Raw genomic sequence first — 23344 nt, forward strand, 5'->3', positions numbered from 1 at the left:
AATATAAAGATTAAGCGGAAAATACTATGGCGAGAAAAATACCCGATAAATGGCAATCCTCAGTTAAAGCGATAAAAGCGGTGCAAGTCGCTTTTGATATGGATGAAAAAATCCAACTATCTATCCGTAAGGAAGCCCTTGATGCAGGTTTAAGCCCGTCAGAACAAATTCGTGATATATTGGGTTTACCGATAAATAAAAGACCTAAGCGCCCACGTCTGACGGTAAGTCTATCCCCAAGTGACTATCAAATTCTCGCCGAAAAATATCAACTCCCCGCTGAAGACCAGCTGGCTATTAAGAAGAAACTGATGGATGATTTAGTCAGTCATATTAATTCCAACTATTCAGGCGAATAATAAATAGTAACCTAAACATATAAATCAACGGCTCTGTTGGAGAACACTGTTGTCTATAATGTAACACACTGATTTAAAGGAAGGTGTTGCTGATGTGATAAGATCGAGCTTCACAAGCATGGAGGGGATTATGTTCAGGACGAACGGTATATCGCGGTGACAGGATGTCAATGAGCGTGTATGCGTCTCGCTCGTTTACTCAACAACACCAAACTACAACAGAGCCAAATCAACATATTACCTTGGAATTGATATTTTAGTTTTTTCGGTTATTTAGCTAGTTCAACCACTAAACCATGGGGGGTTTCGATGATGGGCAGTAATTGCTGCCAGTACTCACGTGTACTACCAACAAATCGATGCATTGCCTTAGTTAAAATGGCATTATTTTTTGTTACTTCGAGGTCGGTTAACGGTTGATGTATTTCTATTAATTGCTTTTCACCATTTTCATAAGACATTTTTACTGGTTGGTTAATCACTCTCACTTTAGTATTCAATGGCACGTTATCAAAAAGCCATTTAATATCATTATCATACATTCTAATACAGCCTGAACTTGCCCGCATGCCTATGCCAAAGCGCTTGTTGGAACCATGAATTAGGTATTCACTGGTACCTAAGCGTAAGGCATATTTACCAAAAGGGTTATTAGGCCCGGCGGGAACTTCTTTAGCTAAATATTTACCATGCTCGGCAAAGTGACGTTCCTGCATTGCTTGCGTAGGTCGCCAGATAGGATCTTTTCTCTTTTCGCCAATAACAGTACTCGTTAATGGTGTTGATAAGCCATCTCTACCTATCCCCACTGGAAAGACATGTACTTTATTTTCTTGCGGTGAAAAGTAATATAAACGTAATTCCGGTAAATTGATCACTATGCCTTGACGAGTAATAAAGGGTAATAACATTTCACTAGGAATCACGAGCTGTGCACCAATTTTAAGAATAAAGGGGTCGTGCTGTGGATTAGCCGCCAGTAAGGCTAAAAAGGCGACATTATATTGCTCGGCCAGTTGCTGGAAATAATCACCTTTAACCACAGTGTGCATGGTAGTTTTACCAATAAGGCGCTTGTTGACACTGCCCAAATCATAAACGGTTGCCATTAACGGCTGGGTAAATAGCAGTAAAATAGTGAAAATTAAAGAAATATAAGGGGATTTTTTATTTTTTACCATCATGTCTATGGCCAATATGGTTGCATGGTTAAGGCTTTAGCGCGAGATTGATCGAGTGCAGTAATTAAATTTTCACTCTTATTTGTTAACCAAGCCAGTAATTTTATCTCTGGGTTAGGCAGCTGTACTAATTGTTGCTGTAATAACTGCAAAGATTGTAATTCGCTAATACCCTGCTTAATATCAAGCCAAGGCGTACTGAACCTTTTAACCCTGTTGCTCTGTGGCTCAGCAAATAAGCAACTAAACCAACTTGTGGTTAATAGTGAACGAATCAATAAGCTATGCGCGGTTAAATATAACTCGGTAGATGACAGGTTTTGTGGTTTTTGCAATTTAGCTAGCTGATCAGTTAACAACTGAGTGCTATTACTTAAGTGTTTAGCGGCAAACTCAAATAAAGGTAGTGACTGTTGAGTTTTAACCATCCTGGCTGTCTTACTTTTAAGTAATAAAGACAATAAGTCTAATTGCAAATTATTAAAGCGTTCGCTATGTAAGAGCGCCAATACTTGCGCCTCATCGGGGTAACGCTGTTGAGCCAATTGTAATTTAGTTATCAATTCTTGGTTTACCGACGCGGCCTTTTGAGATGAACTTTGCTTGTTAGTTAAGGCTTGAATATAACGGGCATTATCGACCCAGTGAATAGTGCGAATAAAATAACTCAGTTCACTGCGTAGTGCTTGCGGAGCAAGCGATAAATGCTCACTCGGCAATTGTTCATCTGCTGATTTCTGCTCGGTAAAGAGTTCATTAAAAAGCCAAAACCCTTGTCTAAGTAGAGCCAGTAATTCACTTATTTTACCCAATTTAGTCAGTGATGGCGCCTCAACATAGCTATCCACACCGAGTTGCAGCTGAGTGAGAGAAAACTCTATACCTTGATTAAAGGCACTATCTAGGCTGCTATCTTGTGGAAAATCGATCATCGTCAGTGCTATCGGCTCAACAATAGTGTCATTCATAACAGCGTTATTTTCAAGATTAGGGCCAGCGGCAAGACTCTCATGATATAAGGCATAACCACGAGCTGCTTTGGTTAACTGCCCGGGTCGTAGCGCTAATTGACTGAATAACAGCTTAGTTAAGACAAATAGTGCCTGAGTATCGCCACTCACCAACTCTAACTCGATTTCATAAATACGTGGTTTATTAGCATGATCCTGACAAGCAATCTCACCACAATCAAGGGCAATTTCCACTAGGGCATGGTCTAAAGTAACCAACCAAGTATAACGGCTGAAGTGAGTAGAAAAAATCTCTATAACCTCTTGCTGTAATTGCTCAATATCTGAGTCTGTCGACCAAAGTGTAGTGGAAAATAAGGCAAGAATAGGTTTGGCATCCTCAATATCGACATTGTATTCAGGTCTTTGATGTAAACCGGCAATGACAGAGCCTGATGTTTTGATGGTTTGTTCAAAATGTTCTTCTTCACCCTGACATTTAGTGCCTCGGGTGCGTAAGGCTATTTTTTGTTGGCGTAGTGTCAAACTCGGGGTGTCGAAATAGTGATTGCTCAGCTGCATATCTTGCTGGACAAAGGATAGGTTATGCTCAGCGAGTAATTGGCATATAGTGGCTTTTATCTGCTTTACGGGTGCCAGGTCGTTATTTTCAAGCAAGGAGTATTTTAATTCTATTTCGGTAACCATTATCATCCAATTAAATATTTAGCTAGAACTTAACCAGCATACCGTTAGTGCATCAATATGCCAATAGCGAGTTTCCCTTAATGATTAGAAACTCATAGCAGACAGCAACTATCCTACGAAGGAGTACATCGTTATTTTCTCGGCTGGCGATTAAACTACTTATTAACTTGCCAATAAAAAATCAAAGCTGCTTAAGGTTTGAGCTTATATTTGCACATAATGAAATCATTCTTAGCTTGCCATCAAAGCGGCAAACACATAATATCTTGTCTTACTTGATTTAATTACTACATTGGTTTCTCTATGAATAACGTTATTAACGTCATAGCAGTTATTGCTATCACTTTATCTAGCTTGCTTTTTTCATCTGCTCAGGCGGCAGAAAACAATTACAAGCTGGGCTATATCTCTGATGAATTATTCATATATATGCATGCAGGCCCAGGCACCAATTATAGAATTTTAGGCACTATTATCGCCGGTGCCAAAATCGAAATTACCGGCGCTGAAGATAATGGTTATAGTGAAATTATAGATAATAAGAATCGCGCTACCTGGGTGGAAAGTAAATATATAACCACACAAGCAGGACTTCGCTTTGTGGTCACTGAGCTCAAGGAAAAAATTGCTACTAGCAGTAACGTCACCAGCCAACTTGATAGTGCAGTAAATGAACTAAAAAACAAAGTAAACCTATTAACTAATGATAAGAAAAAACTTTCCGCTGAGCTTAAGCAGTTAACGCAGACATTGACAAAAACACGCACAAAGATTAAAGATCAAGATACTAATATTAAAAAGCAATGGTTCTTCAACGGCGCATTGGTCTTAGGCATAGGTTTGATTTTAGGTTTAATTTTACCAAAATTATTCACTCGCCGTAGTGGCTCGATGCAAAGCTGGTCATAACAGCTTTTCATTAATACTTAGAGAGGAATACCTCAGTAATTAATTCGCTAAGGTATTCGCTTTTAACCCAGCAATGCTATTTACTTTGCTAGGCTTAAATATTGTCGAGCAATTTTACTTGCGCTAACCTTAGTCAAAATGTCAGCCGCGCTTAAATCCAGCTCACTATTTAATACCTTGTTAATTGCTACGGCTAGTGCTTTAGGATCTCGCCTAGGCACTAAAAAATCACTTAACGGTCCCGTTAATATTTCATCCGGTCCGTGTGAGCAGGCTGTACTTACCACTTTGGTCTCTACGGCAAGTGCTTCTAACAGCACCGTTGGCAACCCCTCATAATCCGAGCTAAGCACCAAGGCTTGTGCATGTTTTATCCAGTTGTAAGCATTCGCTTGAAAACCAGGTAAAATAAGACGTTCAGCAACACCATACTTTTCCGCAAGCTTCCGTGCCTTTTCTGGCTTATTGCACAATAACACTAGCTTGACTTCTTTACTAACTTTAGCAAAGGCGGAAAATAGAATGTCATGACGCTTTTGTTTAGCTAACCGGCCAACATGAATAATGTAGGGATCCTTGGGTATAGCGCTATCGGCGATTAATGATTTTTGCTGAATATCTTTAATATCAAACGGATTATAAATAGTCGTTATAGTTTTAGGCGAGATGACTCTCCCTTGAGATATTTCCTGCTCTATGCCCTTGGACACCGTAATTAAATGCTGGCCAGAAAGATTTTTTTTCGATTTAAGTAAGTACCAATAAGCGAAAGGACCTAATTTTTTTTGTCGCTGCAGTTCTTCTTCAACACTATTATGAACAATATAATAGACCGAGCAAATACGGCTGTTGACGAGTAAGTTATTACTACGTTCTAAATTAGATAACACTAGATCAAAAGGCTTACCTTGTTGCTGTTCCAGGCTACTAAACCAGGCTTCGAGTTTGACTACACTGGCTTTTATCTGCCAAAACCTATCTACTTTTGAGGCTTTATGGTCAAATAAATAACAAACATTAATGCCATTAGGGATGGTATAATCGCAGCGATTGCTTAATGATAAGATAGTAACGCTATGCCCTTGAGCAACTATTTCCGTGGCTAAACTAATCATCACCCGTTCTGCGCCACCGCCCGTTAGTCCATCTATTACTATGGCAATATTTTTCATTTAATTATCATCCTGAACCTTGTTTTTTTAACTATTTTTTTACTGAGTCTTTTACTAATTACTGCTTTGCTGAGCATCACTTACATTATCAAACGTAAATAACGCCGCGATATCATCGACAATTAGCTCTAACGCTTTTACTGGCGCAAGTTGTGCCATATTACCGATAAGAGTTTGACGCTGTTTGTTTTCAATGAGTCGCTGTGCTTGTTGCACTAAGCTAGCTGGGGTTGCTTCAGCCACAAGTACTAATTTTTTATGCTGACATAACTTTAACCGCGCTGGCTGGTCCGGTGATATCGGTGCCGCAACACAGGCTTTATGCAAGGCAATACACTGTAATAAGGTATCGCCGGCACTGATAACACAAGCTTGCGCGTTTACTATCAAGGAGATAAAGTCCTTATTATTAATACTTTTCAGACAAATGATATTGTCATCTTCTGGTAGCTCTTTAGGATAGTTATCACCAAAAACAACCAGGCATTTCATTTTACTTTGCCGAGAAAAGGCCAGCGCTGCTTGATAATAAATATCTGCGGCAAGCTCCCCTGCCACTAAGTGTCCGCCTGAGCCAGCATTAAAAACAAAATATTGATCTTTAGCTAAATTGTACCGTTCTCGTAGCTGGACTTGATATGCTTTGCTACTTAATTCAAAGACTGGCCCGATATTTTGGGGTGCTTTTTTCTGGAAAAAGGCCAACTTAGCGCGTTGCCAATAACTTATCGATTTTATACAAAAGTCAGGCTGCGCTACCCAATGAATATCGGTATTTAGTAAGCGATTTAATTTCAAACCTCGACTGCGCTTTTTATGATGCTGGGAAATAAAGGCGACTTTTGCGCCAACCGCTTGTGCTTGCTTAAACTGCTTAGCACGTCCCGAAGCATCAAATAGCACTAAATCTGGCTTAAGCTGAGCAATAATAGCGTTAACTTTTGTTACATCTTTGGTTGGAGAGCCCTGGCAGGCGTGAACGACATAAGGACAGTCGTTAAAATAAGCAACTTGCTCATTTAATATAAAATGGATATTAATATTAGGCCAGCGCAGCTGCAGTGCCTTAGCAATAATCATTGAGCGCATGTATTCACCAATGCCAGAAGGTGAAGATACCGGAATAAATAATACGCGGTTAGGTTTCATTAAAGCATCAGACCTAGAGTGAAGAGGGGGAATAAAAACAAGCATAATACCTGAAAAGTGTGCCCTACTCTAATAGCTATTGCGACTTTTTTGTTATTTTCTTTAAAGAGTAGATGAGTTAACTGGTCAACACTGCTACAATCGGAAAATTTTTTTGCTCTCGCTGTCTTTTGATATTTTGGCGGTAGTTTTATATTTTTTATTATTGATTTATTATTAGTGTACTGCACTCTTTAGGACGTTTTCATGTTGTTAAAGCCTAGCTTGGCCTTTATTTCCTTATTTTTTTTAAATACTAGCTTTGCTGCACCTTGGGTAGAGCCAGATGATCTGGCTTTAAGAAATGATATCCAACTACTTGCTGATATCGGCTTAATTACCGCACCGGTTACAACCTACCCACTGATGTGGAATGCCATTAAAGATGATATTTTATCGGCTAACACTTATTTACTTAGTGATGAAGAAATTCAAGCCCTGGCACATGTCAGGTATAACTATAACTATGCTTCAGGCAAACAAAATATCACCAAGAAAACTATTTACTTAGCCAGCAGTCAAAATCGTTTTACCAGTTATGGTAACGATCATTTTGACCAAGGTAATATTGAGCTTTCCGATGAATTTTTTATTGGCAACCTAGCGGGTAAATTACAAGTTAATTATCGCCTTGGTTTAGATGATACTCCTGATTTAAATCAGGGTAGTGATTTAAATCTCGACGGTAGTTACCTTGCCTATAAGTTAGGTAACTGGGTATTAAGCGCAGGTGCCATTGAGCGCTGGTGGGGCCCAGGTATTGATACCAACTTAATAATGACCACCAACTCAAGACCATTACCGGCGATCAGTATTACTCGTGATAACTCAAAGGCCTTTGAAACCCCTTGGTTAAGCTGGATTGGCCCATGGACATTAACCACACAAATGGCGCAATTAGAAGCAAGCCGTGAAGTACCCGATACCATGATGTGGAGTACTCGTGCCACAATTCGTCCACTGCGCGGTTTAGAAATTGGTGGTTCATGGTCACTTCAATGGGCTGGTGAGGGTCAACCTAGCTCATTCAGCGATTTTTTTAAAGCCATCACGGGTGGTCAAGAATGTGCTAACGGCAAGCCGATTTGTGATCCAAGCATGCTTACACAATTAGGTAATCATCTAGCTGGCTATGATGCTCGCTGGTCTGATACATTATTAGGTTTACCTTATGCTCTCTATTTTCAAACCATAGGTGAAGATTCACCTGAAGGTGGCTTAATCACCGATAAAGCAGATATGTATGGCATTGAAACCCGTTTCACCCTCTTTAATCAGCGCATAATGACCAACTTAGAGTTCACCGATACCCAGGTAGCATGTAACCGTTCAGGTCCAAGCCCTGAGCTTAATTGCTTTTACGAACATATTACTTATAAATCAGGCTATCGATATTATCGTCGCACTATTGGCTCAACTTATGATAATGATGCAAAAACTCTTGTTGCGACTTTTCTAATCCAAACGAAAGCAGGTAATAGCTGGCAATTAAAGTTTAGAAAAGCGCAACTAAATACTGACAATAGTGACTGGTATCCTGATGATATACATATGGGTAACACCGTATCTCAAGTTGCTGAAGATGTTTTACAGTTTGATGGTCAATATAAGTTTATCGCTTTCGATTCTCGCTTTACCTTGGGAGTAATAGTAACAAACTCTAAATTTGCTAATAATGAAGGCAGTATTAGCAGTGAAAGTAATGATGAAGACGGCACCGAATTTGATGCCTATGTCAAATGGGAATATCGTTTTTAATATTTAATTAACTATTTATTATTACCTAATTTTTATTAACTTACTCATGACCTGAGTGGGTAAGTTAATAATAGTTAACAGCTAATTTAAAAAATCAACTTATGATATACTGCTAATCACAAAAAAAATGATCAAACAAGATGCGAAATAGCCAATGATAACAACAACTACTTATGCACCTCGCTGGTATAACACTTATGCCATTCACTTCTTTCGTTTAGTTATTACTAGAATTTTACCTGTTTCTTGGTTTAGAACGGCACTTCCTGCTCCCAAAGGTCGTAAAGCTGTCGATGGTTTTTTCAAGTTAGAGATTGTTAGTCATTGCTGGGGCTATTCAAATATGCTCACTTACCAGCTCAGCTCTTTTGTTAATTACCCACCAACTAAGTGCGCTTTAACGGTTACCGTATTTTACGCCGTCGAGGATACTAAAAGCCAAGCAGTCTTAGATTTTTTCAATAAGCAAACGGTTGAAAATGTCACTTGGAATTTCCAAGTGCTATCAAAAGGGAAATTGTTTCGACGCGGCATTGGCCGAAATATGGCAGCTCGAACCACTAATGCCGACTGGCTATGGTTTACCGACTGCGACATTATTTTTCATAAAAACTGTTTAGATTCATTAGCTGAGCAACTACAAGGTAAACAAGAAAGCTTGTACTACCCTCAGCAAGAACGAACCACAGAAATGTTGGCGCAAGACGATCCTATGTTGCGCCAAGATAGCGAGCCGCAACTAGTTGATATCGATGCTGATGGCTTTAGTTTACATTCTCGCGATAAAGCTAAAGGCGCTTTTCAAATTGTCCATGGTGATGTTGCTCGCGCTATTGGTTATTGTGAAAAGTTAAAAATTTTTCAAACAGAAGATGACCGTTGGCGTAAAACCTATGAAGATACCGCTTTTAAGTGGTTAATTTCCAGTGAAGGCATCCCACTAGATATCGATGGTGTATTTCAAATCCGTCACGTGCAAAAAGGTCGTTATGCTAAAGACTCTAATATTTCGAGAGTTCGCAGTAAGATTAGACGTTTGCAAGAGTAGGGGGTTGACTCTGATGAAAGTATTAACTGTATTTGGAACTCGCCCTGAAGCAATTAAAATGGCACCCCTTGTTCATGCACTTGCTGATGACCCACGCTTTGAGTCTAAAGTTTGTGTTACTGCTCAGCACAGAGAGATGTTAGATCAAGTGCTCGAACTATTCAAAATAACGCCAGATTTTGACTTAGACCTAATGAAGGCAGGACAAACCTTAAATGAGGTTACTGCGGGTATTTTATTAAAGTTAAAACCAGTTTTAACGGAATTTAAACCGGATATTGTGTTAGTACATGGTGATACCGCAACTACCTTTGCTGCCACTTTAGCCGCTTACTATGAGCAAGTAGCTGTAGGTCATGTTGAAGCGGGTTTACGTACGCAAAATATCTATTCACCCTGGCCCGAAGAGGGAAACCGCAAGTTAACAGGTGCATTAACCAAATTTCACTTTGCCCCGACACAAACATCTAAAGAAAACCTATTACTAGAAAATTATGCTGAAGAAGATATCATTGTTACCGGCAATACGGTTATTGATGCGCTATTAATGGTGAAAGCTAAAATCAGCCAAGATAGTGAATTAAGAGCAAGCTTAGCGGCTAAATTCACCATGCTTGATAAATCTAAAAAGCTTATTTTAGTAACAGGACATCGACGTGAAAGTTTTGGTACTGGTTTTGAAAATATTTGCCAAGCATTAGCCTTAACTGCAAAGCAATACCCTGAAGTACAAATACTTTATCCTATGCATTTAAATCCAAATGTTAGGGAGCCAGTAAAGCGCTTATTACGAGGTATCGATAATATATTCTTAATTGAACCACAAGAATATTTACCTTTCATTTACTTAATGACCCAAGCTTATTTTATCTTAACTGACTCTGGTGGTATTCAAGAAGAAGCGCCTTCATTAGGCAAACCAGTGCTGGTTATGAGAAATACCACTGAGCGTCCTGAGGCTGTAGCAGCAGGCACTGTCAAATTAGTCGGCACTAATGTTAAGACAATTACTGACAACATAGCTGAGTTAATGGATAACGAAAAAACATACCAAAGTATGAGCATTGCCCATAACCCCTATGGGGATGGTAAAGCTTGTCAGAAAATTTTAGATGCCTTATACAAATAATAAAGGTATAAATCATAAACAAATAAAGGCCTAGTTAAGCAGCTAAGCCAAGACTTTTATTGGGTACACTCTATGTCTTTTAAACAAAAAAAAACCTTAACGCAAAAAATAAAGTGGTGGGTTAATACACGTATTGTCGGTTTTTGGCGAGTAAAAGTTTCCGGTTATGTAAAACAAAAAATGGCGCCAGCTCCTGATACAGTTAAATTTAACCGCGATGCTAGCCCTATGCCTGCTCCAAGCAATGACGGCATTACGGTAATACTTACCGCCTACAAACGTTCGGAATATCTCGAACAGCAAATTGAGGCACTAAGAGCCCAAACCGTCCCTCCTACAGAGATTTGGGTATGGTCTAATCGCAGTGATGATGAGTTACGTGATATGTCAAAACTGGCCGATCGTGTCGTCGCCTCAAACAGTAACTTTCTTTTTTGGGGTCGCTTTGCCTTAGCAAATTTAGTTCGTACTAAATATGTTGCTTTTTTTGATGATGATATCTTGCCGCAACCACGTTGGTTTGAAAACTGTTTGGCTACCATAGCGTCCGGTCATGATGGGATTTTAGGTGGTTCTGGTGTTTTATTACCCATAGAAGGTGGTTACTCAAGTAAACATAAAGCCGGCTGGAACGGCAATCATTACAATAGCCCAGTGCAAGTTGACTTAGTAGGTCATGCCTGGTTTATGAATAAAGCCCATGTACAATATATGTGGCGCGAAGAGCCGGTATCCTGGGATAACGGCGAAGATATCCACTTAAGTTATATGGCGCTTAAATACGGCGGCATTAAAACGATAGTTCCGCCACATCCTGAAAACGATCAATCTCTTTGGAGCTGTCGCCCAGATTTTGGCAAGATTGTCGGTCGGCTAAATGTAGCCACTTACAAAACCAAAGATCATAAAAACACCCGCAGTGAAATTGTTAATAGTCATACGAAAGATGGTTGGCAGGTTGTTAAAAAGCATAGTGACTATTCTTTACCTAAAGAGAAAAATTTCACTGAATAATTACAGATATTTAATCATAAACTGCAAAATAATGAAAATTTTTCCCTAGTACGTTTTGGTGATGGCGAAATGGAAGTCATCAATGGTAAAGCCATTGATCTCTCTGAAAAGTGTAATGGTGAGCACAAGTACAATCCTAACAACGAAGAAGATGAGTGTTACCGGAAAATATTAGAGCAATCCTTATTGCATAAAAGCGATTCATACTTTGTTGGTTTACCTTGTCGCTGCTGCGTCGGCGATGCTCACTGTAATAATTTGCGCTCGCAATCAAATCAAAGTGACAGCCAACTTACCTGGGCCAACCTCTTCGTTAATGCAAATGACCCGGAATTCCTAGCAAGTACGGTTGCTATTTTAAAGGGCAAAACAATCAACATGGTTTGCCATGAAAAAGCTGACTTAGCGGGGCTACCTTTTGCAGTTAACGATAGTTTTAGAGTTGGAGCAAACGCATGGAGCCAAAACTACGATGCCATGCTCGCTGAAATGACTGTCTACATTGGAAACAATAACGCTGAAAACCAGGTGTTTATATTTTGCGCTGGTGTACTTAGTAATATGCTTATATTCCAGTTAAACAAGGCTTATCCACATAATACTTACCTTGATGTTGGCTCAGTGTTTGATGACCTGATGGGGTTAGGTCAAACAAGAAAGTACTTAAAAGGTAGTAAAAATCGCTTAAAACAAGTGTGTGTTTGGTAAGTAATATAACTAACAGCTCTAGGTTAGACAGCATTACCATAGCTTTAAATAAGGATATAACATGCTGGCTATTGACACTCCTAAGCCAAATGCGCTATTAATAGTACCTTGAATAGTTTTAACTTAAAAAGAATATTTATTAGCTTTTTGTGAATTTTTACACAAACACCAATAACGAAACCAAAATGACTAAATTGATTAAGCACATTAAGACTAACCTCCTGCTCGCACTCACCATGCGCGGCTAGGTTTTGTTGCTTCTTCAACAGTTTAAATATTAGAAACTAAGTAGAATTCATTAAAACCCGCGCTAACAATCGCGGGTTTTTTTATGTCCGCAGTTAATAGTGAAAATATTACCATAGACATCAGATTTTAAAGGACAAAAAACATGAGCAGCCCACAAGTTAACAATGATCAAGTCATTATTTTTGACACCACTTTACGTGATGGTGAACAAGCATTAAATGCTAGCCTATCCGTACATGAGAAATTACAAATTGCCTTAGCTATCGAACGTTTAGGTGTCGATATTATGGAAGTGGGCTTTCCCGTTTCATCCCCTGGTGATTTTGAATCGGTTCAGCAAATCGCCCGTGTGATAAAAAATGCTCGCGTTTGTGGTTTAGCGCGCGCCGTTGAAGCCGATATTGATGCCTGTGGTGAAGCATTAAAAGTTGCCGACCAATTTCGTATCCATACCTTTATTTCCACCTCTGATGTCCATGTAAAACAAAAATTACGCAAAGAGTTCGCCGATGTAGAAGCCATGGCGGTACATGCGATTAAACATGCAAGAAAATACACCGACGATGTCGAGTTTTCTTGTGAAGATGCTGGTCGTACACCTATTGATAATTTATGCCGCATGGTAGAGAGTGCCATCAAGGCAGGTGCGACCACAATAAATATTCCCGATACCGTTGGTTATACCCTACCCTTTGAATTCCAAGGCATTATCACTGACTTATTTAATCGGGTACCCAATATTGATCAAGCGATAATTTCTGTACATTGCCATAACGATCTAGGTTTAGCCGTTGCTAACTCAATGGCAGCGGTGCAAGCCGGTGCTAGACAAATCGAATGTACCATTAATGGTATTGGCGAGCGTGCCGGTAACTGCTCTTTAGAAGAAGTGGCGATGATCATGAAAACTCGCCAAGCTTTACTAGGTGTACACACCAATATCAATCATCAAGAAATTGCCCGCGTATCGAAGTTAGTCAGTACAGTATGTAATATGCCGGTGCAATTAAATAAAGCTATTGTTGGCGGTAATGCTTTTAGCCATTCCTCAGGTATTCATCAAGATGGCATGTTAAAAGCCAGTAATACTTACGAAATCATGACACCAGAAAGTGTCGGCATTGCTAAAACCAAATTGAACCTTACCTCTCGCAGCGGTCGTCATGTCATTAAACACCGTATGGCAAGCTTAGGTTACCAAGAGTCTGATTATGATATTGAGGAACTTTACCGTGACTTTATCGCGCTAGCGGATAAAAAAGGCCAAGTATTTGACGATGACTTAGAAGCGTTAGTCTTTAAGTTGCAGCAAAAAGATTTACAAGACTTTTACCAATTAGACACCATTAATGTGCAATGTGGTGACGGAGAATTTGCTACTGCCAGCATTAAACTTATCTCTGGCAGCAAGGAAGAAGGCGATGGCGGTAACAGCAAAGTACACTCAGCAACAGGTAATGGACCCGTTGATGCGCTTTATCAAGCCATTAAACAGAGTGTCGATATCGAATTTGAAGTCAGCGATTACAAAATATCAAACAAAGGCTCAGGTGAAGACGGCTTAGGCCAAGCCGATTTAGTCATTACCTGGCAAGGGAGAAATTTCCATGGTTACGGTTTAGAAACCGATGTTATTCAAGCCTCGGGACAAGCATTGATTCATGCACTAAACAGTATCCACCGAGCGATGACCATTGCCGAGTTAAAATCGGCAAAATAAACATTAAACAAGCGCGATTAAAATCCCGCCTACCGGTGAACACCTATGTAGGCGGGAATTTATTCGCGCTAAAACAAAATTACAATTTAAAAGGTTATAAACATGTCCAACATAGCAATTTTAGCCGGTGATGGTATCGGCCCAGAAGTCATGGTTGAAGCTAAAAAAGTACTAGCGGCTGTGGCAAGTAAGTTTGATTTTGAAATCCAAACTAAAGATTATGATATTGGTGGTGCCGCCATAGATAATCACGGTAATGCTCTACCAGATTCAACCATGGCAGGTTGTGAAGCGAGCGATGCCATATTATTCGGCAGTGTTGGCGGCCCTAAATGGGCAAACTTGCCACCAACTGAGCAACCTGAACGTTGTGCTTTATTAGGTTTACGTGGTCATTTCGATTTATTTTGTAATATGCGCCCAGCAACCTTACAGCCGTCACTATCATCGCTTTCAACATTACGCGCTGATATATCTTCGCAAGGTTTTGACATATTAGTTATTCGTGAACTAACCGGCGATATTTACTTTGCCGAGCCAAAAGGTCGTCGAGGCGAAGGTGAAGAAGAAACCGGTTTTGATTCTATGTTTTATTCACGCCGTGAAGTAAAACGCATTGCTCACCTTGCTTTTCAAGCAGCACAAAAGCGCAACAATAAAGTAACGTCCGTTGATAAAGCCAACGTATTAGCGACCAGTCAATTATGGCGCCAAGTGGTTGAAGAGGTTGCCGTAGATTATCCAGAAGTAGAGCTAGAGCACCTTTATGTTGATAACGCGGCCATGCAACTGGTACGTGATCCTAAGCAATTTGATGTCTTGCTCTGCCCTAATCTATTTGGTGATATTTTATCGGATATTTGCGCCATGATCACCGGCTCTATGGGTTTGTTACCCTCAGCCAGCTTAAATAGCAAAGGTTTTGGTATGTATGAACCTGCAGGCGGCAGTGCTCCTGATATTGCCGGTCTAGGCGTAGCAAACCCAATTGCGCAAATTCTCTCTGCGGCTTTAATGCTGCGTTATAGCTTAAATCAAGAGGCAGCAGCAAAAGCGATTGAAGCGGCAGTATCGAGTGCCCTAGATAATGGCATATTAACCGCTGACTTATTATCTACCGCTGACAAAGCCAAGGCAAAATCCACCAGTGAAGTGGGTGATTATATCTGCCAACAAATTATTTCCCAGAAAAAAGAGAGCGCATAAAATGACCATAACTAATCCACAAACCATGTATGAAAAATTATGGCAAAACCATTTAGTTGAAGACGCTAAAGGGCAAACACCCTTATTATATGTTGACCGTCATTTAATTCATGAGGTGACCTCACCACAAGCTTTTGCCAGTTTACGCTTGCATAATCGCCCTGTACGTCACCCTGAACGTACCATTGCTACTATGGATCATAATATTTCGACGCGATCCATTAAAATAGATGCTGCCGGTGAAGGCGCGGCCAACCAATTACGCGCGTTAGCAATAAACTGTAAAGACTTTGGTATCGAGCTGTTTGATATGGGTCACAAAAACCAAGGTATCGCCCACGTTATTGGGCCTGAGTTAGGTTTGACCTTACCCGGTACTATTATTGTTTGTGGTGATTCACATACCGCCACCCATGGTGCATTTGGTGCCCTTGCTTTTGGTATTGGCACTTCAGAAGTAGAACATGTTTTTGCTACGCAGACCTTACGTCAAAACAAAGCCAAAACCATGAAAATAGAAGTTAAAGGTCATGTCGGAGCCGGCATTAGTGCCAAAGATATTATCTTAGCCATTATCGGCAAAACCGGTAGTGCTGGCGCAACAGGTTATGTGGTTGAATACTGTGGAGAAGCTATCGAAGCGCTAAGTATGGAAGAGCGCATGACGGTGTGTAATATGAGCATAGAATTTGGCGCAAAAGCCGGTTTAATTGCCCCGGATCAAACCACGTTTGATTATGTAGAAGGTAAAGAATACGCGCCAAAAGGTGAGGTATTTAGCCAAGCAGTAGCAGATTGGAAAAACTTAAAATCAGATGCTGATGCAACATTCGATACGGTAATAACACTTACAGCAAAAGACATTAAAGCCCAAGTTACTTGGGGCACAAATCCAGGACAAGTTGTTAGTGTCGACGGTATTGTGCCTTCGCCGGACGATTTCAGCGATCCAACTGAAAAAGAGTCTTGCATCAAAGCGCTTAAGTATATGGACTTAACCCCTGGTACCAAGATGACAGATATACACGTGAACAAGGTCTTTATCGGCTCTTGTACTAACTCACGTATTGAAGATTTACGCGCCGCCGCCGGTGTTGTTCAGCAATATCAAGGTCAACAAGTGATAGAGGGCGTTGACGCCATTATAGTTCCTGGCTCTTACCGAGTGAAAGAACAAGCAGAAAGTGAAGGTTTAGATAAAATATTCACAGCTGCCGGCTTTGAATGGCGCTTACCCGGTTGCTCTATGTGTTTAGGTATGAACGATGACGTGCTAGAAGAAGGCGATCGTTGTGCCTCAACCAGTAATCGTAACTTTGAAGGTCGTCAAGGACGGGGTAGTCGTACTCATTTAGTCAGTCCTGAAATGGCCGCTGCGGCCGCAATTACTGGTCACTTTGTTGATCTAAATAGCCAGTAGTTTTGAGCAATAGTTAATAGTCATCTTCAAATTATCTGATCGAAGAGTCTCTTGTTTTTAAGATAAAAAACAATGGATTATCGATTAAAAGATCACGGAAATGACACTCAGTATTTGGCAGCTTGCTAACAATAGTAAGCTCTGCCTCAAAGAGGAATAGAAAATGGAAAAATTTAACACTCATACTGGTTTGGTTGTGCCATTAGATATCGCCAATGTCGATACCGATCAAATCATCCCAAAGCAATTTTTACAAAAAACTGAACGCGTAGGTTTTGGCGTGCATTTATTTCACGATAGCCGTTACCTTGATCATGCCGGCACGCAAGTTAACCCTGACTTTATTCTTAACAAAGTCGAATATAAAGGTGCTAGTATTTTATTAGCCCGTGAAAATTTCGGTTGTGGTTCAAGCCGAGAGCATGCACCTTGGGCACTGCAAGAATTTGGTTTTAAAGTAATTATCGCGCCAAGCTTTGCTGATATTTTTTACAGCAATTGTATCAACGTAGGCCTTTTACCGATTAAATTAAACGAAGCAGAAATTGAGCAGTTATTTCAACTGTCTACGGATGCTCAGCTAACTTTAAAAATAGATTTACCCAATAATGTGGTTACTTGTGGCGAACTGTCTTTTAAATTTAGCTTGAATGAATTTCAGCAATACAGTTTAGAAAATGGTGTCGATAGTGTCGGTTGGACTTTAGATAAACTTAATACCATCAAAGCCTTCGAAGCGAAAATGCCTGCTTGGCAGTAGCGTTAATCGCGACTTGATGAAATAACGACACTTAGTCGATATAAAAAGCCCAGTTAAGTAGCCCCTTAGCTGGGCTTTTTGAGCTTTACTACTCAACGATAAAGAGTAACAAGCTACCAGTTGGTTAACGCCGGTAAGCTAAATGTTTCACCTTGGAAAGAGAGAATAACCTGTTGTGGTAGTATTTTTTCAACCACTACGTTATCGCCAATATAGTCGCCTTCATAACGATCTTGACCATTCACCTTTACCCAACCATTGCCATCTGAGACATATATATGTTGTTCAAATGTCATGCTCGGTAAGGAATTTTTTAAGCTTTTTGGCATTTGAGCAAGCGATCTAACAGCAGCCCTTGAGTTATCACTGCTTTCAGCTAACTCAAAGGCATTACGCTTAGCTAATGAGCCGCTTACTGACTTATTATTTGCTAAATATTCCGCTTTGCCTTCATCATTCGTTTCATCAAGTGCCGCCTGAAAACGTGCTAATAAATCACTAGAGACACCGGCAACTTCCCTCATTTGATAGTCTTGATATTTATTATTTGCTAAGGTTTTCTTCTCTCCGCTCACTACGAGGATTTTGTCAGTGTTGTCCTTGTCGGTCATTGCCCCAGCAACTGGCTGTTCAATAGCCGCTACTTTCACGGTTTTACTTTCATCCGTAACCTTATTAGATTTCTTAGCCGTAATAACGTCGGTATTGCTTGCTGGATTGCTGACTGAATTTTTCAGGCTAGCATAAGGCAGGTCTGCGGAAGTATGTGCTACTTGTTTACTGGTATGCATTACAGCTTGTTTTTTACTATGTTCATCAACTTTTGTTAGCTCAGAGCTGTTTAGCTGAACTGGGTTGCTAGTTACTCGCTCCTGCACTGTCCTTACCATGACTTGGTGCAAAGGTTGCAGTGTTTGGCCCCACCAAAATCCCGCTAAAGCAAAAAAAGCAGCGACACTTACTGCCGTGGAAAACAGTAAAACCCCGTTATAATTTTTTTGTCCTGGCATACCACTTAGGTCGTCACCCAACGCCTGCTCTGCCGCCGCAATGACTGTTTTCTTATTAACAACACTGTCATTTTGGTTATAGGCCAGCATCAGTGCGCTATGACAAATGAGGTTGGTTAATCTAGGCACACCTTGTGATAGCTGATGAATTTTAGCTAAAGCAGCTTTGTCAAAAAGTGTTCTGGCACAATCTGCAACCGTCAATCGGTGTTTAATATACTGATCCAGCTCTAGTTTTGTTAACGGCATCAAATGATAGCGAGCAGTAATGCGTTGTGCTAATTGACGTAAGTCACGACGTTGTAATAGTTGCTGTAATTCCGGTTGTCCAATTAAAATCACCTGTAATAATTTTTTAGTATTGGTTTCTAAATTAGTTAATAAACGTAACTGCTCTAGTACTTGCGGTTGTAAATGCTGGGCTTCATCAATAATCAATAAGGTATTGATATCACTGTCATGATTTTTCAGCAGCTTTTCGGCAATTTTATCGGTTAAGTTTTTTAAACTGGCATCATTTTTTCGATAACGAATCTTTAATTCATCACATATAGTTGCTAGTAATTCTTGGCAGGATAAGGTTGGATTAAGAATAAAAGCAGCTTGGGTGTTTTCAGGTAATTGTTCCATTAAACAGCGACTAATGGTGGTTTTTCCTGTACCGACTTCTCCTGTTAATAACGCAAAACCTCCCGTTTCTCCTAAACCATAAGTTAAATGTGCTAAAGCCTCCCTATGCCTATCACTCATAAATAAATATTTAGGATCGGGGGAAATAGAAAAAGGTAATTCACTTAATGAGAAAAAATTGCGGTACATGGCATTTGCTGAGCAGGAAAATTAAGATACAAAATTAACCGCTTGTTTGTCGGATGTCAAAGAATAACAAAATTAGAGTAAATGCGTAACATTTAATTGCAAATCGTAACGATTACCATTACCGTATGGTCAATTGATTACTTATTATAATACTTATAAGGAAAATATGGTGTTAAAAACATCCCTCACCCTATTGGCACTCGTTATTGCCGGCCAAGCACACAGTCAAACGAATCAGCTTACTCCAACGAGCCAAGTCCAACAAAAGTCTAGCGAACAAGATATTGAGAGAATTATCGTTACCGGTAGTCGTATTGCAGAAAGCATAGATGAAGTTCCCGCTTCGATAACCATAATCACCCAAAAACAAATAGCGCAGCAGTTAAAAGTTTCTTCGGAAATTCAAAGTTTATTAGCTTACTTAGTGCCGGGCATGGCGCCAAGTACCGGCACATCAAGTAATTCAGGGCAAACTTTGCGAGGCAGAGCGCCCCTAGTGATGATTGATGGTGTGCCGCAGTCTACACCGTTACGTAATGGCTCATTAGGTATTAGAACTCTCGACGTTAGCGTTATTGAGCGTATTGAAGTGATTAAAGGTGCTACTTCAATTTATGGTAATGGCGCTGCTGGTGGTATTATTAATTACATCACTAAAAAAGCTAATAGTGATAAGGCTCTTAGCGGCCATGCCAGTATTTCAAGTCGCTTTAGTGCAGTAAAAACAGATGATTCAATCGGCCAGCGTTATGAAGGCGGCATCAATGGTGAAATAAATAACTTCAATTACGTCTTTAATGCCAGTTACGAAGAAAATGGATTACAGCGCGATGCTGACGGCGATATTTTAGGTCTAAAATACGGCCTTTCTGATGCGGTAATGCAAGATTACTTTGCCAAAGTGGGTTATCACTTTGACGATGAAAAATCTTTACAGTTCACTTATAATTTCTATCAATCTAAACAAGACGTAGCGTTAATCGACCAGGTTGGCAATGCCAATACCGGAGAAAAAACCCAAGCAATAGCAGTACCTGCTGGCAAGTCGGTATTAGGTGTGCCCCAAGGACCAAGCAACCATAATGTAATGCTTAAATATGTCGATGATGAGATCTTTGCGCAAACAGGATTGATGGTCGACCTCTACCGCCAAGAAGTAGAAAATATTTTCTTTTATTCGCCAACCTTGGCTAATCCTGATGCTGGTTACTCTGGCGGTCAATCGCTCATAAGATCGGAAAAAAAGGGCTTAAGGCTAACTTTCAATACTCGAGTTGATTTCAGTTTAGCTAATGGTGACTCAGTTGAAACCACTTTCATTTATGGTATCGATGCCCTCAATGATGTTACCTCTCAACCCATGGTAGATGGCAGAATTTGGGTGCCTGAAATGGATATGGAAAGTCTCGCCGGATTTTTGCAAACCAAGCTAATTTATAATGATGACCTTGTTATTAAATTTGGGGTCAGACAAGAAGATATTGATTTAACGGTTAATGATTACAGTACGCTCAAGTTATGTAAAAACGTTGACCAGTGTTCTGTACCCGTTAATGTCATTGGCGATACCTTAAACTATAAAGCCACTACTTATAATATTGGCGTTAAATATAATGCTCTGCCACTCTTTAGTCCTTTTATTAGCTACTCGCAAGGCGCAGATATTTCTGATACCGGCCGTTTGTTACGTACTGCGACAGTAACCGATATTGCACTTATTCGTACAGAAGCCTCTATTATTGATAATTATGAACTCGGTTTTAGCTCTGATTTAGAACAAGTTCATTTTGAGTTTGCCACGTATTTCAGTACTTCTGAGTTAGGTACAACCAATAAATTTGATGAAAAAACTGGTGTGCATATGCCGGTACGTGCACCGCAAGAAATATATGGTTATGAAGCGTTAATCAATTATGAAATCAACGACGCTTGGGCAGTGAATGCCACCTATAGCTGGGTTGAAGGTAAAAATACCGAAGACGATGTATTTTTAGGCGCAAAACAAATTAGTCCTCCTAAGGCGACAGTAAACCTAAACTGGCAGCCAAGTAATACTATCAGCCTAGCGTTAAATTACTTGTATGTTGGCGATCGTAAACGGTTTGAACCGGTTGATGGCAAGTATGTAGGCGATCAAGGGCCTATTGATAGCTATCAAATAGTGAACGTAAGTGGTAGCTATGATTTCGCCCAAGATTGGTCAACCTTTATCGGCGTGGAAAACTTATTTAATCAAGATTACTACCCAACAAAATCACAAGGTTATACCTATAATGGTTACAACATTAAAGGTCTAGGCACCACGGTTAATATTGGCGTTAACTATCAATTTTAATGAGCAATACTAGCAACAACTAAATAGCAAAAAGTTAGCACCAAGCAGCATTCAATGTTGCTTGGTGCTAACTGCCCCTCGCTGAATTTTTTGCTGCCTTATGATACACTTTAGTTAATATTCCCTTCATTTTGGTCGTACCTTGTTAAGCAACAACTCTGAAAGTAAAAGTAGCCCACTTAACACTTATTTAGTCGGTGGTGCGGTGCGCGACAAATTACTTAATCGTCCGATCAAAGACAAAGATTATTTAGTGGTTGGCAGCAGTGTTGAAGAAATGCTAAAGCTAGGTTACCAACAAGTAGGTAAAGACTTCCCTGTTTTTTTACACCCAAAAACAAAAGCAGAATATGCTCTCGCCCGTACAGAGCGAAAGCAAGGCCAAGGTTATACCGGCTTTAGTTGCTACTTCGCCCCCGATGTCACTATTGAACAAGATCTAAAACGTCGTGATCTAACAGTAAACGCCATGGCAATGACTGATAATGGTGAAATTATCGATCCCTATAATGGTCAAAAGGATCTTAACGATCGTATTCTACGCCATGTCAGTAACGCTTTTGTTGAAGACCCTTTACGGGTACTGCGCGTAGCACGTTTTGCTGCACGTTATCACAAATACGGTTTTACCATCGCCGATGAAACGCTTACCTTGATGCAAGAAATCAGTGCCAGTGGTGAGTTAAAAAGCTTAACCCCTGAACGTGTTTGGCAAGAAATGCAATTAAGCTTGGCCGATGGTGGTGCTAATGCTGACATTAATTCCGGTAACCCGGAAGTATTCTTTCAAGTACTCAAAGAATGCCATGCTCTAGAAGAATTATGGCCTGAACTGGCGGTTTTATGGGGCATTCCCAACCCTGCGCTTTGGCACCCGGAAATTTGTAGTGGCATACATACCATGATGGTATTACAGCAAGCAGTGTTACTTACCGATACCATGGCTGATAATAAAAAAGATCATAAAACCGCAATACGTTTTGCCGCCTTATGTCACGATTTAGGCAAAGGAGTTACCGAGACTCATTTATTACCTAGCCATAAAGGTCATGAAAAGTCAGGCTTACCACTCGTTGAGAAGATATGTCTGCAACTGAAAGTGCCTTCACACTACAAACAATTGGCGCTAAAAGTATGCGAATATCACTTACATTGTCATAAAGCCTTTGAGCTTAAAGCCAGTACCTTGTTGAAAATGTTTAATCAACTTGATATTTGGCGTAAACCGGAAGAGTTTGATTACTTTTTAATGGCTTGTAAGGCTGATTTTCTCGGCCGTTTAGGTTTTGAAAATCGCCCTTATCCACAAGAAAAATACTTACAAGCGGCAGTTAAAGCGGCGAGACAAGTAAGCGCCAAAGCTTTTGTTGAGCAAGGTTTGCAAGGCATCGCAATAAAAGAAGCGATGGCAAAAGCAAGGCTGAACGCTATCGTGACAGTTAAAGCTGACTGTGCGCATTTAAACCCTAACCCATAAAGTAGCACTCAGTCCTATCTACTAGGAACTATCTTGTTTGGAGCCTTGTTATTTAGCATGAAGACTAGCTTAATTATATTGTTCAGCTAGTCTTCACAGCAAACAACAATTTATTGCAAGACATTTACAAACGACTACAACTACCTACTGTCCTTTTAACTATCATCTTTACATCAAGTCCGTATCAGATTTTGGTACAACTTAGTAAAAAATAAAGGTGGTTA

Annotated in this window: 18 protein-coding genes; 13 read left to right on the forward strand and 5 right to left on the reverse strand. The window is 40.1% G+C overall.

Translation table 11 applies throughout. The features are described 5' to 3' along the window. Positions 1-26: 26 nt before the first annotated feature. The gene (locus tag ASU03_RS14280; RefSeq protein WP_057832470.1) at positions 27-359 is read left to right on the forward strand and encodes a hypothetical protein; all 333 of its coding nucleotides are present in this window, start codon (positions 27-29) and stop codon (positions 357-359) included. Between the two features lie 269 nt (positions 360-628). Here ASU03_RS14280 and ASU03_RS14285 read toward each other — a convergent pair whose 3' ends face one another. Together ASU03_RS14285 and ASU03_RS14290 are read right to left on the reverse strand one after the other, a co-directional pair. Further along, positions 629-1543, reverse strand: a complete 915-nt coding sequence (locus ASU03_RS14285; RefSeq protein WP_231731593.1) for a L,D-transpeptidase family protein — start codon at positions 1541-1543, stop codon at positions 629-631. A 2-nt stretch (positions 1544-1545) separates the two neighbouring features. Next, positions 1546-3198, reverse strand: a complete 1653-nt coding sequence (locus tag ASU03_RS14290; RefSeq protein WP_057832471.1) for a CYTH domain-containing protein — start codon at positions 3196-3198, stop codon at positions 1546-1548. Between the two features lie 303 nt (positions 3199-3501). Between ASU03_RS14290 and ASU03_RS14295 the strand changes: the two genes are divergently transcribed. After that, the gene (locus tag ASU03_RS14295; RefSeq protein WP_057832472.1) at positions 3502-4107 is read left to right on the forward strand and encodes a TIGR04211 family SH3 domain-containing protein; all 606 of its coding nucleotides are present in this window, start codon (positions 3502-3504) and stop codon (positions 4105-4107) included. 80 nt (positions 4108-4187) lie between these two features. Here the strand turns inward: ASU03_RS14295 and ASU03_RS14300 are convergent, their stop codons facing one another. Together ASU03_RS14300 and ASU03_RS14305 are read right to left on the reverse strand one after the other, a co-directional pair. Then, on the reverse strand, positions 4188-5279 hold the full coding sequence (locus ASU03_RS14300) for a glycosyltransferase (protein ID WP_057832473.1): 1092 nt from the start codon (positions 5277-5279) through the stop codon (positions 4188-4190). 54 nt (positions 5280-5333) lie between these two features. After that, entirely contained in the window at positions 5334-6428 is a 1095-nt protein-coding gene (locus ASU03_RS14305) for a glycosyltransferase family 9 protein (RefSeq protein WP_057832474.1), read from the reverse strand. Between the two features lie 246 nt (positions 6429-6674). On the opposite strand from ASU03_RS14305, the gene ASU03_RS14315 reads away from it, so the two are divergent. From ASU03_RS14315 to leuD, 9 genes are all read left to right on the forward strand, one after another. After that, positions 6675-8225 carry a capsule assembly Wzi family protein gene (locus ASU03_RS14315; protein ID WP_057832476.1) on the forward strand — a complete coding sequence of 517 codons (1551 nt, stop codon included), beginning with the start codon at positions 6675-6677 and terminating at the stop codon, positions 8223-8225. Positions 8226-8379: 154 nt separating this feature from the next. After that, entirely contained in the window at positions 8380-9273 is an 894-nt protein-coding gene (locus ASU03_RS14320; protein ID WP_057832477.1) for a glycosyltransferase family 2 protein, read from the forward strand. 13 nt (positions 9274-9286) lie between these two features. Further along, positions 9287-10402, forward strand: coding sequence for a non-hydrolyzing UDP-N-acetylglucosamine 2-epimerase (gene wecB / locus ASU03_RS14325; RefSeq protein ID WP_057832478.1), 1116 nt, complete (start codon positions 9287-9289; stop codon positions 10400-10402). A 72-nt stretch (positions 10403-10474) separates the two neighbouring features. Beyond that, entirely contained in the window at positions 10475-11416 is a 942-nt protein-coding gene (locus ASU03_RS14330) for a glycosyltransferase family A protein (RefSeq protein WP_057832479.1), read from the forward strand. A 69-nt stretch (positions 11417-11485) separates the two neighbouring features. Beyond that, positions 11486-12124 (forward strand): hypothetical protein, encoded by a 639-nt coding sequence (locus ASU03_RS14335; protein ID WP_057832480.1) that lies wholly within the window; start codon positions 11486-11488, stop codon positions 12122-12124. 391 nt (positions 12125-12515) lie between these two features. Continuing rightward, a complete protein-coding gene (gene leuA, locus ASU03_RS14340; RefSeq protein WP_057832481.1) occupies positions 12516-14093 on the forward strand; it encodes a 2-isopropylmalate synthase in 1578 nt (525 codons plus the stop codon). A gap of 102 nt (positions 14094-14195) precedes the next feature. Further along, positions 14196-15299, forward strand: a complete 1104-nt coding sequence (gene leuB, locus ASU03_RS14345) for a 3-isopropylmalate dehydrogenase (protein WP_057832482.1) — start codon at positions 14196-14198, stop codon at positions 15297-15299. Between the two features lies 1 nt (position 15300). Then, positions 15301-16719, forward strand: a complete 1419-nt coding sequence (gene leuC, locus ASU03_RS14350) for a 3-isopropylmalate dehydratase large subunit (protein ID WP_057832483.1) — start codon at positions 15301-15303, stop codon at positions 16717-16719. 163 nt (positions 16720-16882) lie between these two features. Beyond that, positions 16883-17479 (forward strand): 3-isopropylmalate dehydratase small subunit, encoded by a 597-nt coding sequence (gene leuD, locus ASU03_RS14355; protein ID WP_057832484.1) that lies wholly within the window; start codon positions 16883-16885, stop codon positions 17477-17479. Between the two features lie 113 nt (positions 17480-17592). On the opposite strand, the gene ASU03_RS14360 is transcribed toward leuD, so the two are convergent. Next, the gene (locus ASU03_RS14360) at positions 17593-19308 is read right to left on the reverse strand and encodes an AAA family ATPase (protein WP_057832485.1); all 1716 of its coding nucleotides are present in this window, start codon (positions 19306-19308) and stop codon (positions 17593-17595) included. Between the two features lie 169 nt (positions 19309-19477). Here ASU03_RS14360 and ASU03_RS14365 point away from each other — a divergent pair, with 169 nt between their 5' ends. Together ASU03_RS14365 and ASU03_RS14370 are read left to right on the forward strand one after the other, a co-directional pair. Further along, on the forward strand, positions 19478-21643 hold the full coding sequence (locus ASU03_RS14365; protein WP_057832952.1) for a TonB-dependent receptor: 2166 nt from the start codon (positions 19478-19480) through the stop codon (positions 21641-21643). Positions 21644-21785: 142 nt separating this feature from the next. After that, the gene (locus ASU03_RS14370; protein WP_057832486.1) at positions 21786-23120 is read left to right on the forward strand and encodes a multifunctional CCA addition/repair protein; all 1335 of its coding nucleotides are present in this window, start codon (positions 21786-21788) and stop codon (positions 23118-23120) included. Positions 23121-23344 lie beyond the last annotated feature (224 nt).

This window comes from Colwellia sp. TT2012 (assembly GCF_001440345.1).
Lineage (GTDB): Bacteria > Pseudomonadota > Gammaproteobacteria > Enterobacterales > Alteromonadaceae > Colwellia.

What these genes read in the sequence shown, in the direction of transcription:
- ASU03_RS14280 (WP_057832470.1), top strand. Translation starts at nt 27, where the DNA reads ATGGCGAGAAAAATACCCGATAAATGGCAATCCTCAGTTAAAGCGATA.
- ASU03_RS14285 (WP_231731593.1), bottom strand. Translation starts at nt 1,543, where the DNA reads ATGATGGTAAAAAATAAAAAATCCCCTTATATTTCTTTAATTTTCACT.
- ASU03_RS14290 (WP_057832471.1), bottom strand. Translation starts at nt 3,198, where the DNA reads ATGGTTACCGAAATAGAATTAAAATACTCCTTGCTTGAAAATAACGAC.
- ASU03_RS14295 (WP_057832472.1), top strand. Translation starts at nt 3,502, where the DNA reads ATGAATAACGTTATTAACGTCATAGCAGTTATTGCTATCACTTTATCT.
- ASU03_RS14300 (WP_057832473.1), bottom strand. Translation starts at nt 5,279, where the DNA reads ATGAAAAATATTGCCATAGTAATAGATGGACTAACGGGCGGTGGCGCA.
- ASU03_RS14305 (WP_057832474.1), bottom strand. Translation starts at nt 6,428, where the DNA reads ATGAAACCTAACCGCGTATTATTTATTCCGGTATCTTCACCTTCTGGC.
- ASU03_RS14315 (WP_057832476.1), top strand. Translation starts at nt 6,675, where the DNA reads ATGTTGTTAAAGCCTAGCTTGGCCTTTATTTCCTTATTTTTTTTAAAT.
- ASU03_RS14320 (WP_057832477.1), top strand. Translation starts at nt 8,380, where the DNA reads ATGATAACAACAACTACTTATGCACCTCGCTGGTATAACACTTATGCC.
- wecB (WP_057832478.1), top strand. Translation starts at nt 9,287, where the DNA reads ATGAAAGTATTAACTGTATTTGGAACTCGCCCTGAAGCAATTAAAATG.
- ASU03_RS14330 (WP_057832479.1), top strand. Translation starts at nt 10,475, where the DNA reads ATGTCTTTTAAACAAAAAAAAACCTTAACGCAAAAAATAAAGTGGTGG.
- ASU03_RS14335 (WP_057832480.1), top strand. Translation starts at nt 11,486, where the DNA reads ATGGAAGTCATCAATGGTAAAGCCATTGATCTCTCTGAAAAGTGTAAT.
- leuA (WP_057832481.1), top strand. Translation starts at nt 12,516, where the DNA reads ATGAGCAGCCCACAAGTTAACAATGATCAAGTCATTATTTTTGACACC.
- leuB (WP_057832482.1), top strand. Translation starts at nt 14,196, where the DNA reads ATGTCCAACATAGCAATTTTAGCCGGTGATGGTATCGGCCCAGAAGTC.
- leuC (WP_057832483.1), top strand. Translation starts at nt 15,301, where the DNA reads ATGACCATAACTAATCCACAAACCATGTATGAAAAATTATGGCAAAAC.
- leuD (WP_057832484.1), top strand. Translation starts at nt 16,883, where the DNA reads ATGGAAAAATTTAACACTCATACTGGTTTGGTTGTGCCATTAGATATC.
- ASU03_RS14360 (WP_057832485.1), bottom strand. Translation starts at nt 19,308, where the DNA reads ATGTACCGCAATTTTTTCTCATTAAGTGAATTACCTTTTTCTATTTCC.